Below are 13,606 nucleotides of genomic sequence, written 5' to 3'. Positions count from 1 at the left end.
AGAGGGATCGTGAAAGTGTCAGAAAATATTTCAGTATTAGTAGTAGACGATGAGGATCGTATTCGCCGATTATTAAAAATGTACCTAGAGCGAGAAGGATACCTTGTTGACGAGGCAGAAAATGGTGAACAAGCGATCGAAAAATCTTTAGAAAAAGAGTATCACTGTATTTTACTTGATATTATGATGCCTGAAAAAGACGGGCTAGAAGTGTGTGCGGAAATTCGAGAACGCGCAGCAACGCCGATTATTTTATTAACTGCAAAGGGCGAGGAAGCGAATCGTGTACAAGGCTTTGAGCTTGGCGCAGATGACTATATTGTAAAGCCATTTAGTCCTCGTGAGGTTGTGTTACGTGTGAAGGCTATTTTACGTCGTTCACAGGCTTTCTCACCAACGACAAATGCCTCTTCTTCAAAAGATTTAGTAGTGTTCCAGCATTTAATGATCGATCATGATGCACACCGTGTAACGGCAGAGGGCATTGAGGTTAATTTAACACCGAAAGAGTATGAATTACTATACTTCTTAGCAAAATCGCCAGACAAAGTATTTGACCGTGAACAATTACTAAAAGAGGTTTGGCATTATGACTTCTTTGGTGATTTACGTACAGTTGACACACACGTAAAACGTTTACGTGAAAAGCTCAACCGAGTTTCTGAAAACGCTGCTAAAATGATTGTGACGGTTTGGGGCGTTGGATACAAATTTGAGGTTGTCAATGAATAGAATATGGAATAGTGTTGTCGGGAAGCTATGGGTAACCATATTGCTTCTCGTTTCATTTGTATTATTTGTTTTCACGGTATTGATGCTTGAATTTCTTCAAAACTATCATATGCAGCAAGCCGAAATATCTTTACGGCAAACAGCTGCAACAGTAGCAAGTATAGTGGATGACAATGAAACAGCGGAATCTACTTCGGAATTATTAAAAGATATCTTACCTACAGGAACCAATGCATTAATTGCAATCAATCATGTTGAAGTATCCTTTGCCATGCAGGAGGGTGTCAACAAAAAAGAAATACAAGAGACCATTTTAGCCAATAAATCGTTTCGAGAAGTATTTCAATCAGATGAACCTATTACGAAAGAAATGATGATGCCTTCTTCGACAGATCAAGAAAAAATGGAATCTTATGTCGTGCTAGGTTTCCCATTAAATGTTGAAAATGCAGTACACGGAGCTGTCTTCATCTATCAAAGCCCAGATGCACTACATAAAACGTCTAAGGAAACAACGAAAATTGTTTTTTTGGCGGCTTTCATTGCATTTGTGCTGACGACATTCTTCGCGTTTTTCCTTTCCTCACGTATTACGTCACCACTTAGAAAAATGCGAGAGTTGGCTTTTGAAATTGCGAAGGGTAATTTTGAAGCGAAAATGCCAACAACTCAAAATGATGAAATTGGTCAACTTGCTGTTGCCTTCAATCAAATGGGCCGTCAATTAAAGCATAACTTAGAGGTCATCAATCAAGAAAATGAACAACTTTCAAATATTTTGACATCTATGACAGATGCAGTTATTACATTTAACCGTGACCTTACAATATTATTAAGTAATCCACCAGCTGAACGACTTATGCAAAAATGGTTCGTCAATAAAGGCTCACAAAGTGCTAAACCTATTCCTCCAGAGCTGTATCATATGCTTGATCATGTGCTAATGTTTGAGGATAAACTAGAAGAGGAAATTGAAATGGATGGTAACTACTATACATTTACTATTAGCCCTCTTTATAGTGGTGACATGATACGTGGCGCTGTGGCTGTTATTCGTGATATGACTGAGCAACATCGCTTAGAAAAACTACGATCCGATTTTATCGCCAATGTCTCTCATGAGCTACGGACACCAATTGCCATGCTGCAAGGATATTCTGAAGCATTAATGGATGATGATTTTATTCAGGATCAGGAAGAACGTAATGAGATTACTAAAATCATTTATGATGAATCGAAGCGGATGGGGCGTCTTGTAACAGATTTATTAGATTTAGCACGCATGGAATCGGGACATATGACGCTGTATAAAGATGAATTACCGATTAATTCTACATTCGAACGTATTACTCAAAAATTTGCACAGGTTGCAAAGGAAAAACACGTTCGTCTATTGTTTGAAAGTGAATTTAATGACGATGCCATGATTAATATCGATGAGGATCGTATTGAACAAGTGCTCACAAATCTAGTAGATAATGCACTTAGACATACGGATGAAGGAGCAGTCACTGTAAAAGTTGAGCAGGAACCAACATTCGCTAAAATATCTGTTCAAGATACAGGGCACGGCATTCCTCATGACGACTTACCTTATGTCTTTGAACGTTTTTATAAAGCAGATAAGGCACGCACCCGTTCAAAAGGTGGTACGGGTCTCGGTTTAGCCATTGCAAGAAATATTGTGAAGGCACACTCAGGTAATATTATGGTAGACAGTGTGCTGAAAGAAGGTACGACCTTCACGTTTTATTTACCGTTCGATTAATAACATGTATTGCTATTAATTGGCTGTAACTTTCACGAATGTAAGACGACAAATATTATAGAACGGGGGTGGAGTGCTTTGAATGACTCCGTGTTCCATCGACTATACGATGCATATCACCAAGACGTGTTCCAGTTTTTAATATATTTAGTAAAAAACCGTACATTGGCTGAAGATTTAGCACATGAAGTTTATGTACGAGTATTGCGCTCATATGATCAATTTGCAGGTAATAGTAGTGAGAAAACATGGCTTTTTGCTATTGCCAAAAATGTAGCGATTGATCATTTTAGAAAGCAGGCTGTACGCCAGAAGCATTCACTTGATTTCTTTGACTGGGAAACGGAACAGCTCCATTCAACCACACCATCACCGGAAGATATGCTACAGGCCAGTGATGAATTTATGCAAGTAGCGTCAGCACTGGAAAACTGTACAGGCGACCAAAAAATGGTCATTATTATGCGCTATTTTCAGGATTTATCGATTGCAGAAACTGCTCAAATATTAGATTGGACAGAAGCTAAGGTAAAAACGACCCAGCATCGAGCCATAAAATTTTTAAGGCAACAGCTACAGCCGATTAGAGAACAGGAGGCGAAACGGCAATGACGCATAAGCCATTTGATGATGAGCAGCTTGAACATGTATTGAACAATGCCCCTAAGCTTTCTGACCACCGTTCAAAAGAGGACATATTAAATCGGTTAATGGCAGATGCTCGCTTGCAGGATAACAGTTACCTTCAAGAAGCGATACAACAACCAAAAGAGGATGAACAAAAGCAAAGCAATTCCTCCATCCAAGAAGAACGAACAACACGATCTAAGCTTCGTAAAATGCCAATTTTTATGAGCATTGCAGCAGTTTTTGCGTTAACGATACTTGTAGGCTCAATGGTCATGAATAATGATGTTGGACATAAAGATCAAGCTAGTACTGCCGATACGGCTACCTATTCTACTTTACAGGAAGATCTTTCTCCAAAGGAGGCTGCTACGCAAGACGAAGCACTCCAATCTCCTATCGTAGCAGAGCATGAGCGCATGTTATCTTTACGGTCATCTGTCTATGAGGAAGATGTGAAAGATGCTGTCGTTTTCCGTATTGGCTTAGCAGGGCGAGATGCGGAAAGTGTACCAATGACGTATGTGATACCAAATGAGCGAGTAGCAACGGATTTTGGAACAGAAAAACCTTCTACTTTACAGATGTATGAAAAATACGCGCCTCAAATAGATGAGAAAGCTAAAGGATTTACTGATTACCATCCTTACAAAGGTGAGCTGAAGGAGAAGGATGATAAGCTTGTCCATGTGTTGCCAAAGGACAATAGCTATGATGTTGCTTCTGCTACTGTCAATGAGTACAAAGGAACTTTGGAGGATACATTCTCTGATTCTGAATATACAGAAGTTGAGATTCAAAATGAAGATGGAACACCTTATGAGTTTTCTCAAGAAGGTGAGCCAAGTCCACCTATGTCATTAACGAACGCCAAGCATTATAATTATTATATATATCAAGATGGTACAGGTGCAGAATATTTATCACCAGATTTCCGTCAAACATTTGCAAATGTCACAGAGGCGCTCACACTGATGAAAAATAAAAATGATGATGTCTATGTGTCGGTTGTTCCTGAAAACGTATCATATACGGTCACAGAGGAAGCAGAGGGTGTAGTCGTTACATTTGATCTTCCGCTTGATTTAACATCAATGGAACCGATTCGTGCCACACAACTGATTGAGGCCATGATGTTAACGGCTGCTAGCTTTGACCAACAATTACGCCTAAATAATGTTGTCCAAGAAAGCTGGGAGGGCTTTGATTTAAAAATGTTTTTACCAAAGCCTGTAGGGCCAAATAAGCAATATATGCCTTAGTCAAAGAAAATAACAATAAGAAATGGAGCATTCCTGTTCGGTGAGGATGCTCCATTTTTTTTACAATGCATACAAGTCTAATAGGTTTTTTGAGCAGAACTATTTACTTTTTGTTGATAATTCTTTATAGTAAAACTGTAGTATAAAATAATAGTGATTCATCTTCGGGGCAGGGTGAAAATCCCGACCGGCGGTAATAGAGTGCTAAACCGTTAATGTTTATTCATTAACTCGAATGGTTTAGGCAAAACTCTTTAGCCCGCGACCTGTGCAAATTTATTTGCATGGCTGACTTGGTGAAATTCCAAGGCCGACAGTTACAGTCTGGATGGGAGAAGATGGAGGTACGATCGTCATTCATTGTTATGAAATGAACTATGACCGAGCGCTTTTTTTGTATGGCTTTTAAAATAGTGCTCAAAAAATAGTTTAGATTGACGCTTATTCGTCATGCCTTTCTCCCTTGTGCTTTTTAATGCATAAGGGTTTTTTCATGCTAACAATTGAAAGATCGTCACCTTTCTTCTTGCGAGATTGAATCAGCAAAGAGGAGAGAGTTTTCTATGAAGAAAAATGTTAAACTTCAATCGTTTATTACGATTGGTATGCTGAGCAGTATTTCGTTTTTATTAATGCTTTTTAATTTCCCAATACCGCCGTTCCCAGCATTTTTGGAAGTGGACTTTAGTGATATGCCTGCATTAATAGCGGCCATCACAATGGGACCTGTAGCTGGTATTTTAGTAGAATTATTTAAAAATGTGTTGGATTGGATTTTCTCGGGTACGCCAACAGGTGTGCCAGTAGGGCATATTGCCAACTTTACAACAGGCATTTTATTTATTTTGCCAGTTAGCTTTATTTTTAATCGTTTTAAAACGACTGCTGGTCTTGTTGGAGGTTTAGCGACAGGAACAGTCGTGATGGCAGTAGGAATGAGCGTTTTGAACTATGTTGTATTTTTACCGATGTACACATATTTCCTTGGTATGGAACCTGTTGTAGGTGACTCCCTTTATAAAATGATCGTCGCTGGGATTTTACCATTTAATATTGTAAAAGGTATTTTATTAACAGCTATTATGGCGTTTTTATTTACTACAATGCGCAAATGGATCGACCGCCAGCGCTCTATGTATATAGCAAAATAATGGACCATAAACCTCGAGTAGTTAGCTCGAGGTTTTTTTGTAGGAAGAAGTGATGGGACGAATAAAATTAGAAAAAAGTAGTAGAAAATGCTCGTGCTCTAGTGCTTTATTATTATAATCTAGTCGAAGAACACATTTTCATGTAGAATAGAGGGGAGTTTAGAAAGTTTGAGGAGTTTGAAGAGATGAGTGAAAAAAAGGGACAGTGGTCTAGTAAATTAGGATTTATTTTAGCATCAGCGGGTGCTGCGATTGGACTAGGAGCAATTTGGAAGCTACCGTATGTAACGGGGCAAAGTGGTGGAGGTGCATTCTTCCTAATCTTTGTGTTATTTACGTTATTAATAGGGTTGCCAATGCTATTGTCCGAGTATGTTTTAGGGCGTGGTACACAATCGGAGGCGGTAACCGCGTATAAAAAGGTTGCTCCGACAAAACCAGGATGGGCTTGGATTGGCCGAATGGGTGTGCTAGGTTGTTTTTTATTATTAACATTTTATAGTGTTGTTGGAGGTTGGATTTTTATTTACAGCGGGCTAGGCGTCGCTGGTGCTGTGATAGATCCTGCGATTGATCCAGCTGCACTATTTGGAAAAATTATAGGTACACCTTGGATTACGCTAGTAGGTTTAGCTTTGTTTACATTAGCTAACGTACTCGTTATTTCATTAGGTGTACAAAATGGTATTGAAAAGGCGAATAAATGGATGATGCCGTTACTCTTTGTGATGTTCATTGTTCTGGTTGTGCGTGCTGTTACATTAGATGGCGCAATGGAGGGAGTGAAATTCTTCTTATGGCCTGATTTCTCAAATATTACTGGTAGGGCATTATTAGAAGCGTTAGGGCAATCATTCTTTGGATTAGCTGTAGGATTTTCTTGTCTTGTTACATATAGTTCCTATCTAAAAAAAGATGTCAGCCTTCCAAATTCAGCAGGTTCTGTTGTGCTCTTAACCGTGCTTGTATCATTTTTAGCGGGTTTAGCAATCTTCCCTGTTGTGTTTGCCTTTGATTTAGAGCCAGCCGCGGGACCGGGCTTGTTGTTCATGGTGCTGCCGACAGCTTTTAGTCAAATGCCGTTTGGAGAATTATTTTTAGCGATGTTTTTATTGCTATTTTTATTTGCTACATTAACGTCATCATTTAGTTTATATGAGATTATCGTAGCGGCATTTATGGAACATAGTCAGAAATCTCGTCCGATGTGGACGCTTTTACTTGGTGTAGTCGTATTGATTGCGGCTATTCCAGCGGCACTTTCTTCTAGTGTTTTATCGGATGTAACCATTTTTGAGAAAAGTATTTTTGATGCCACTGATTTTTTAGTGTCGAATATAATGCTGCCATTAGGAAATTTATTCATTGCTATTTTTATTGCCCACATAGTGGATAAGGAATTTGTAAGGAAAGAACTGTTAATGGGTAGTCACTTAGGGCAGGGCTATTATGCAACATATCGTATGTTAATGTTAGTCGTTGTACCGATCGTTATTCTAGTTGTGTTCATTAATATGCTATTACAATATTAAAATAAAAAAAGTGTATCCATTGTGGAAATGGATACACTTTTTTTATGCATCGAAAATCAAGATAAATATATTCTAAAAAAACTATGTTATAAAACCTAACATATCTATTGCGTGAATTTCAATTTTCATGTATTTTAAGAACAGTTATAAAAACGTATGTTAACTAAATTTACATTGGAGTGGTGAAGAATGAAACATTACACAAAAGAAGATATTATACGCCGAGTAAAGGAAGAAAATGTGAAATTTATTCGCCTACAATTTACAGATATATTAGGAACAATCAAAAATGTGGAAGTCCCTGTCAGTCAGTTAGAAAAAGCATTAGATAATAAAGTCATGTTTGATGGTTCATCCATTGAAGGTTTTGTGCGTATAGAGGAATCTGATATGTATTTAAAGCCTGACTTTGATACATTCGTGATTTTTCCTTGGACTGCTGAGAAAGGCAAGGTGGCTCGTTTTATTTGTGATATTGCCAGACCAGATGGAACGCCGTTTGAAGGAGATCCGCGCTCCAATTTGAAACGTGTTTTAAAGGAAATGGAGGAGTTAGGCTTTACTTCCTTTAATTTAGGGCCAGAGCCAGAGTTCTTCTTATTCAAACTGGATGATAAGGGGCATCCAACACTAGAGTTAAATGATAGTGGAGGCTACTTCGATTTAGCACCGACAGATTTGGGAGAGAATTGTCGTCGTGATATCGTTTTAGAGTTAGAGGGAATGGGCTTTGAAATTGAAGCCTCCCATCATGAAGTCGCACCTGGTCAGCATGAAATTGATTTTAAGTATGCTAGTGCCATTGAGGCATGTGATAACATACAAACGTTTAAGTTAGTCGTAAAAACCATTGCTGCACAGCATGGTCTCCATGCAACATTTATGCCGAAGCCATTATTCGGTGTAAACGGCTCAGGAATGCATTTTAATTTATCATTATTCGAGGGTGATAAAAATGCCTTCTATGATGAACATGCAGACTTACAATTAAGTGCAACGGCACGTAGTTTTATGGCAGGGATTATAAAGCATGTACACGGCTTTACCGCTATTACGAATCCACTTGTTAATTCCTATAAACGGCTAGTGCCTGGCTATGAGGCTCCTTGTTATGTCGCGTGGTCTGCTCAAAACCGTTCACCACTAATTCGTATTCCAGCAGCTCGTGGACTATCTACTCGAATTGAATTGCGTTCAGTTGATCCAGCTGCAAATCCATACTTAGCAATGGCTGTTATTTTAGCATCTGGACTTGATGGTATACGGAAAGATTTAACGCCACCTGCAGCAGTAGATCGTAATATTTATAAAATGACAGCAGGAGAGCGAGAGTTGAACGGAATTGATAGCTTACCTTCCTCATTAGAATATGCGTTGATTGAATTAGAGATGGATACCATTGTTCGTAATGCACTAGGCGATCATATTTATGATAAATTTACAGTCGCCAAAGAAATTGAGTGGAATAAATATCGCACACGCGTCCACAACTGGGAACGTGAGGAGTATTTAACGATGTACTAAAAAGCGTTGGAGCTGTTTTGGCTCCAACACTTTTACATTTCCTTTCTTTTCATCTATTATTAGAGAAAAGGAGTGTGGGCAATGACACAAACGACCCAGGTTGTGACCATTCAAAACAATGATATTGTGCAATTTGAACATGACATTAACCGGGCTTTAGTAGATTTAAGAAGCTTTTTAATACTTGATATCAAATACAATACGCTCTATATTGGCGAACAGACAGTCATCCATTCTGCTTTAATTATTTATCAACAAAACGATTAGCAATATGTACTTGAGATGAGTCATGTCATTAAGACGTGACTTTTTTATTGAAATAAAGATAAAAGAAAGGCACGATCTTCTGGAAAAGTTAATGACAATTGGGCCACTTCATTTTTTGATTGCCAAGCAATGTCATAAATTAATTCGTCAGGATCATGAATCATCATTTGTCCGTCAATCATAACTGTTTCAAAGTAATGAACTTCCACAGCTTCATTCTGCTTACAATAAATTTCTTTTAGAATAGCTACTATATAGCCCGTTTCTTGATAAACCTCTCGAATACAGCAAGCCTTAAAATCTTCCGCTGCTTCTTTACCACCTGATGGAACAGCCCACGTTTTTTCTTCTTCCACCGTTCCTTGTAAAACCATTAATAATTGATTGTTATCGTTCAAACAAATAGCAGCAGCACCTTGCCATTTTCCCAAGAGAAAAACCTCCATTTCATTTCTATTTATACTTAATTTACCTATTAAAGAACGTAGTTGTAAATATGTGTAGGGTGGAGGGTGAAAATAAGTAGGGAGAATCGTCGGGAAAATACTTCCCTTTTAACCTGTCCAAAGTTAGCATAAAAAGACAGGTTATACAGCAATATCTATTTTATGATGGAATCAAGGAGTGAAAGCAATGAGTTGGATTGAGTCGATTCAAAAGGCCATTAATTTTATGGAGGATCATTTATTAGAGGACATTACGATTGAACAGATTGCACAGGAGGTTAATTCATCTGTCTTTCATTTTCAACGCACGTTTGCAATTTTGACGGATATGTCCATTGCTGATTATCTGCGACGAAGAAGATTGACATTAGCTGCACAAGAATTAATAGGCACGGAACAAAAAATAATCGATCTCGCCTACAAATATGGCTATGAAACTCCTGAAGCTTTTACAAAAGCGTTTCGTAAGCAGCACCATATAACGCCTAGTGAAGCAAGAAAGAAACAAGGGCCATTACAATCATACAATCGCCTGGTCATCCAGGTAAACTTGAAGGGAGCAGAACCAATGAAGTATAAAATCGTAGAAAAAGAAAAGTTTCAAATTGTTGGAGTGAAAAGAACGTACAACTGTCAAGACGGGGAGAACACACGAGAAATTCCTCTATTTTGGCAAGAGGTAAATCAAAGTGGCTTCGACCATCAACTATACCAATTAAATAATGGTAATATCAATGGAGTACTAGGTGTTTGTGTACCAAATACAAACCAAGGACAAAAGGGTTTCATTGATTACTGGATTGCTACAGATCATGTAGGGGAAGTAGGAGAAGATCTATTAACAATGGAAGTACCTGCCTCCAAATGGGTTGTCTTTGAAGTACATGGCCCTATGCCAGATGCGATGCAAAATACGTGGAAGCAAATTTATTCAGAGTGGTTCCCGTCCAATCCATACGAACCAGCAGGAACAGCGGAACTTGAGGTTTATCCTGAAGAGGATGCCTATAGTCCTGACTCCTATTCTGAAATTTGGATTCCAATTAAATAACAACAAAGCCAAGAATGCATGGATTAAGCATTCTTGGCTTTTATTATTCAAAAGAAAATTTATCCTTTTTTTAGGTGTGTTAAAGATGTAAAATATATGTATGTTTAAAATAAACGATTGAGTTAATCGTGATATATTTTCATGAGGGGGTTAAAGTATGATGAGAGGTACGATTCAAAACAAGCGTGTAGAAATTTCACAAGAGGAAGCACAGCATTTCTTAAAAGTAGGGCAAGTAGCGCATGTTGCAACGGTTGATGAGGGAGGTTTTCCATACGTTATTCCGTTTGTCTATGTATATGAGGGAGAAGATAAACTATATTTGCATATTGGTAATATTCGAGAAAGTCATTTTTGGTCAAATATTAAACAAAATCCTAAAATCTGTATCGAAGTGAGTGAGATGGGTGATTTACATCCAGGGAAAAAATATGCCTGTCAATCTGCACTTGTGTATCAAAGCGTGGTGTTGTTTGGACAGGTCGTACGCATTGAGGAGGAGTCGAAGAAAGAATGGTTCTTTGATGCACTGCTTGAGAAGTATGGCAATCCTGCATGGACATTTGAAAAGGAAGGCTATCCGATTCTGCCTAAAATTGAGTTGTTTGAAGTACAAATAGAGAAGTTAACAGGGAAAATTAATCACGGCATGTATCACTAAATGAAGAAGCTAAGAATGGTCGAATTCTATCATTCTTAGCTTTTAAATTTGATTTCGCTAAAGCATATAGTTAGCCAGCAAAGTAAAATTTAATTTTTTCCAGCATCCACTTTTCCCCCCAAGATTTTCGTGATATTGGATGCAAAATATGGCTATCTGCGCATCATTCAGTCCCTTTAACTAAATTTATCTATTATTATAAGAGAATAGAAATAACAGGAGGAGGTAGCATGATGAAAGTTATAGAGGCTCATTACCCGATTATTAAACAAACCATTAAAAGAGCCCCGACATTTGTGTATAGTATACTAGATCAATTAATAGAAGGTACGGTCTATACAGACACAGAGAATTTACAAACATTATTATTTCAAACAAAATCAGGAATCTATTTTGTAGCTGGCGATTCAATTCATACGGTACTTGACGATCAGCTTGTCTGTTGTTTTCAACAGTCTATAGAGCAAAAGAAACGTTTTACCTTATTTTCTTATTCAGAACAGTGGAATATTAAAATTGAACAACTGCTACATGATCAACTTCGAAAATTAGAGCGCTATACCTTTACTTTCGATGAAGGTTTGTATGATTCTAGAGAGGAGCGGGAAGTACCCAATTTTGAGGTTATGCCTATTACTCGTCATCATATAAAAAATGCACAGGCGTTTACCTATGCTTACTACGATGAATATTGGGATTCAACAGCTAATTTCCTTGAAAATGGTTTTGGCTATTGCTTAGTGCAGCAAGAGCAAATCGTTAGTGAAGCTGTCTCTATTTTTAAATCAAATGATTTTGCAGAAATTGATATTATGACAGATTCGAATTTTAGGGGGCAAGGATTGGCCGGCAGGATTGCCCACATTTTTATCGATCATTGTCTTGCCAACCAGCTAAAGCCTTGCTGGGATTGTGATGTGTCAAATACCGCATCTATTTATCTAGGCACAAAGCTTGGTTTTACGACTCCGCAAAAATATGCTATTTATACAAAGAAGTAGCCCACGCTGTTTGCAAAAACATCGTGAGCGTCATTGTTAAAAAAATCGATGACGTAATTCGAAAACGCGATAAAACAAACGGGCATCTCTAGCCATTTTATGATTTGCATTCATATGGGGGCGGAGGCATTGTTGAAACAATTCATCACAGAACTTTGTGCTACCATGGCGTGCATAGCATTCATCATGCAATTTACAGCAACTATCCACAGCATTCGTAGGCTCACCTGGTCCTGAGCAACCAGGTCCACAGTATCGATAACCAGGATAACAAAAACCGAGCTTGCGATTTCTATTCATCTGTTAAACCTCTCTTTACGATGTTTTTACTATAAAATATGAAACATTTTTTTGAAGAAGCGGATGAAAAACTATAAGACTATTTTTGATTTGTAAGGTTCCTGTAAGCTTTAAAAAAAATAGCTGTAAGGATGGGGAGTTATGCTAGCTATAGCATAAAAGATAAGGAGTTAATTCAACATGAATCCATCTGTTACACAAAAGGAACGTATCGTTTCCTTAGACATTATTCGAGGATTAGCGTTATTCGGTATTTTATTTATTAATGTAGGTGCCTATGTGGTCCTCATAGAGGGAGGTCCTATGCCTGATATGAGTGGTATCAATGGCATCATTGATTCACTTATTGATATTTTCATTGAAAAGAAATTCTTCTCTATCTTTTCATTTCTGTTTGGCGTTGGCTTTTATATTTTTGCTTCACGTGCAGAAGCTCGTGGGGATAAACCAAGAAAGCGTTTTGCTAGACGTTTATTGGCCCTATTATTGATTGGCATTATTCATATTTTTCTATTTTGGGGTTCCATCTTAGCCATTTATGCGGTGATTGGATTTTTATTGCTACCATTTTACTCTGTCAAGATTTCAACTATTAGTAAATGGTTATTTACCATCATTTCACTTCATATTCTTGTTATCCTAGGTCAAATGTATATGCCAAATAATGCTGTTTTATCAGCTATTTATGGCTTATTAGGCAATGATGCCGTAGCGATTTTTATCATGTTTTTAAGTGGTTTTTTAGTTGCAAAAGCTGGTTGGGTTGGCCATATTAGTGAGCATGCTCAAAAAATAAAAAGAGTGCTTTATAGTACATGTCCATTCTTTATTGGATTTTCTCTATGGATTTGGTTCGCATCACAAGCAGATGACCAACAAATCCAATCAATTATTGGCTTAGGAGTTGTGCCAACAACCTATTTTTATTTAAGCTGTTTATTTTTACTATTAGAAAATAAACAAATAGCGAAGCTGCTTCAACCAATTGGACGTGTAGGACAAATGGCGTTTACAAACTATTTGGCACAAAGCTTTATTGGGACGGCTATCATTTCGTTAATGGGCTTACAAGTCGTTTCACCATCAGAAATAGTAATCATCGCGAGCATTACTTTTATCATTCAAATTATTTTTAGTGTGATTTGGTTTAAATTCTTTTCAATTGGACCATTCGAAAAGCTATGGCGATTTATGACTTACGGCAAAAAAACTGTGACAAAGCAATCATAAAACTCTGGAAATCCCAAACATGCATACGGTTTGGGATTTTTTTGTTAAAATTAA

The 13,606-nt window shown here is 37.7% G+C and carries 14 protein-coding genes and 1 riboswitch; of the genes, 12 read left to right on the top strand and 2 right to left on the bottom strand.

Annotated elements, in window-relative coordinates; translation table 11 throughout:
* Positions 1-15 precede the first annotated feature (15 nt).
* The 8 genes from CRI88_RS02020 to CRI88_RS01985 all read left to right on the top strand — a co-directional run bounded on the left by CRI88_RS02020 (position 16) and on the right by CRI88_RS01985 (position 8,863).
* A complete protein-coding gene (locus tag CRI88_RS02020; protein WP_004232215.1) occupies positions 16-732 on the top strand; it encodes a response regulator transcription factor in 717 nt (238 codons plus the stop codon).
* The gene (locus CRI88_RS02015) at positions 725-2,500 is read left to right on the top strand and encodes an ATP-binding protein (protein WP_058843275.1); all 1,776 of its coding nucleotides are present in this window, start codon (positions 725-727) and stop codon (positions 2,498-2,500) included. The genes CRI88_RS02020 and CRI88_RS02015 overlap by 8 nt, the downstream gene beginning before the upstream one ends.
* A gap of 78 nt (positions 2,501-2,578) precedes the next feature.
* Positions 2,579-3,112, top strand: coding sequence for an RNA polymerase sigma factor SigX (gene sigX, locus CRI88_RS02010; protein ID WP_036127894.1), 534 nt, complete (start codon positions 2,579-2,581; stop codon positions 3,110-3,112).
* Positions 3,109-4,389, top strand: a complete 1,281-nt coding sequence (locus tag CRI88_RS02005; protein ID WP_058843276.1) for a hypothetical protein — start codon at positions 3,109-3,111, stop codon at positions 4,387-4,389. Before sigX ends, CRI88_RS02005 begins: the two co-directional genes overlap by 4 nt.
* Positions 4,390-4,545: 156 nt before the next feature.
* Positions 4,546-4,733: riboswitch (FMN riboswitch) on the top strand.
* A gap of 219 nt (positions 4,734-4,952) precedes the next feature.
* Positions 4,953-5,540, top strand: a complete 588-nt coding sequence (locus CRI88_RS02000; protein WP_058843277.1) for an ECF transporter S component — start codon at positions 4,953-4,955, stop codon at positions 5,538-5,540.
* Between the two features lie 185 nt (positions 5,541-5,725).
* Positions 5,726-7,072 carry a sodium-dependent transporter gene (locus CRI88_RS01995; RefSeq protein ID WP_036127836.1) on the top strand — a complete coding sequence of 449 codons (1,347 nt, stop codon included), beginning with the start codon at positions 5,726-5,728 and terminating at the stop codon, positions 7,070-7,072.
* Between the two features lie 189 nt (positions 7,073-7,261).
* Positions 7,262-8,596 (top strand): type I glutamate--ammonia ligase, encoded by a 1,335-nt coding sequence (glnA, locus tag CRI88_RS01990; RefSeq protein ID WP_036127833.1) that lies wholly within the window; start codon positions 7,262-7,264, stop codon positions 8,594-8,596.
* An 81-nt stretch (positions 8,597-8,677) separates the two neighbouring features.
* Complete coding sequence (locus CRI88_RS01985; RefSeq protein ID WP_036127831.1) at positions 8,678-8,863, top strand: sporulation protein Cse60; 186 nt, start codon at positions 8,678-8,680, stop codon at positions 8,861-8,863.
* A 44-nt stretch (positions 8,864-8,907) separates the two neighbouring features.
* Here CRI88_RS01985 and CRI88_RS01980 read toward each other — a convergent pair whose 3' ends face one another.
* A complete protein-coding gene (locus CRI88_RS01980) occupies positions 8,908-9,294 on the bottom strand; it encodes an NUDIX hydrolase (RefSeq protein WP_231744961.1) in 387 nt (128 codons plus the stop codon).
* Positions 9,295-9,496: 202 nt separating this feature from the next.
* On the opposite strand from CRI88_RS01980, the gene CRI88_RS01975 reads away from it, so the two are divergent.
* The 3 genes from CRI88_RS01975 to CRI88_RS01965 all read left to right on the top strand — a co-directional run bounded on the left by CRI88_RS01975 (position 9,497) and on the right by CRI88_RS01965 (position 12,022).
* The gene (locus CRI88_RS01975) at positions 9,497-10,360 is read left to right on the top strand and encodes an AraC family transcriptional regulator (RefSeq protein ID WP_058843279.1); all 864 of its coding nucleotides are present in this window, start codon (positions 9,497-9,499) and stop codon (positions 10,358-10,360) included.
* 157 nt (positions 10,361-10,517) lie between these two features.
* Positions 10,518-11,021: a pyridoxamine 5'-phosphate oxidase family protein gene (locus CRI88_RS01970; RefSeq protein ID WP_231744963.1), complete on the top strand. Its 504-nt coding sequence runs from the start codon at positions 10,518-10,520 to the stop codon at positions 11,019-11,021.
* 230 nt (positions 11,022-11,251) lie between these two features.
* Positions 11,252-12,022: a GNAT family N-acetyltransferase gene (locus tag CRI88_RS01965; protein ID WP_058843280.1), complete on the top strand. Its 771-nt coding sequence runs from the start codon at positions 11,252-11,254 to the stop codon at positions 12,020-12,022.
* Between the two features lie 36 nt (positions 12,023-12,058).
* Here CRI88_RS01965 and CRI88_RS01960 read toward each other — a convergent pair whose 3' ends face one another.
* A complete protein-coding gene (locus tag CRI88_RS01960) occupies positions 12,059-12,322 on the bottom strand; it encodes a Parvovirus coat protein VP1-like protein (RefSeq protein ID WP_082673680.1) in 264 nt (87 codons plus the stop codon).
* A gap of 180 nt (positions 12,323-12,502) precedes the next feature.
* Between CRI88_RS01960 and CRI88_RS01955 the strand changes: the two genes are divergently transcribed.
* Complete coding sequence (locus CRI88_RS01955; RefSeq protein ID WP_058843281.1) at positions 12,503-13,552, top strand: DUF418 domain-containing protein; 1,050 nt, start codon at positions 12,503-12,505, stop codon at positions 13,550-13,552.
* Positions 13,553-13,606 lie beyond the last annotated feature (54 nt).

The organism is Lysinibacillus fusiformis (assembly GCF_002845985.1).
Classification (GTDB): domain Bacteria; phylum Bacillota; class Bacilli; order Bacillales_A; family Planococcaceae; genus Lysinibacillus; species Lysinibacillus fusiformis_D.
This window is presented reverse-complemented; position numbering and strand designations above follow the sequence as displayed.

Excerpts from the sequence above, each read along its gene's own strand:
- CRI88_RS02015 (WP_058843275.1), top strand. The coding sequence starts at position 725 with ATGAATAGAATATGGAATAGTGTTGTCGGGAAGCTATGGGTAACCATA.
- CRI88_RS02005 (WP_058843276.1), top strand. The coding sequence starts at position 3,109 with ATGACGCATAAGCCATTTGATGATGAGCAGCTTGAACATGTATTGAAC.
- CRI88_RS02000 (WP_058843277.1), top strand. The coding sequence starts at position 4,953 with ATGAAGAAAAATGTTAAACTTCAATCGTTTATTACGATTGGTATGCTG.
- CRI88_RS01995 (WP_036127836.1), top strand. The coding sequence starts at position 5,726 with ATGAGTGAAAAAAAGGGACAGTGGTCTAGTAAATTAGGATTTATTTTA.
- glnA (WP_036127833.1), top strand. The coding sequence starts at position 7,262 with ATGAAACATTACACAAAAGAAGATATTATACGCCGAGTAAAGGAAGAA.
- CRI88_RS01985 (WP_036127831.1), top strand. The coding sequence starts at position 8,678 with ATGACACAAACGACCCAGGTTGTGACCATTCAAAACAATGATATTGTG.
- CRI88_RS01975 (WP_058843279.1), top strand. The coding sequence starts at position 9,497 with ATGAGTTGGATTGAGTCGATTCAAAAGGCCATTAATTTTATGGAGGAT.
- CRI88_RS01970 (WP_231744963.1), top strand. The coding sequence starts at position 10,518 with ATGATGAGAGGTACGATTCAAAACAAGCGTGTAGAAATTTCACAAGAG.
- CRI88_RS01965 (WP_058843280.1), top strand. The coding sequence starts at position 11,252 with ATGATGAAAGTTATAGAGGCTCATTACCCGATTATTAAACAAACCATT.
- CRI88_RS01960 (WP_082673680.1), bottom strand. The coding sequence starts at position 12,322 with ATGAATAGAAATCGCAAGCTCGGTTTTTGTTATCCTGGTTATCGATAC.
- CRI88_RS01955 (WP_058843281.1), top strand. The coding sequence starts at position 12,503 with ATGAATCCATCTGTTACACAAAAGGAACGTATCGTTTCCTTAGACATT.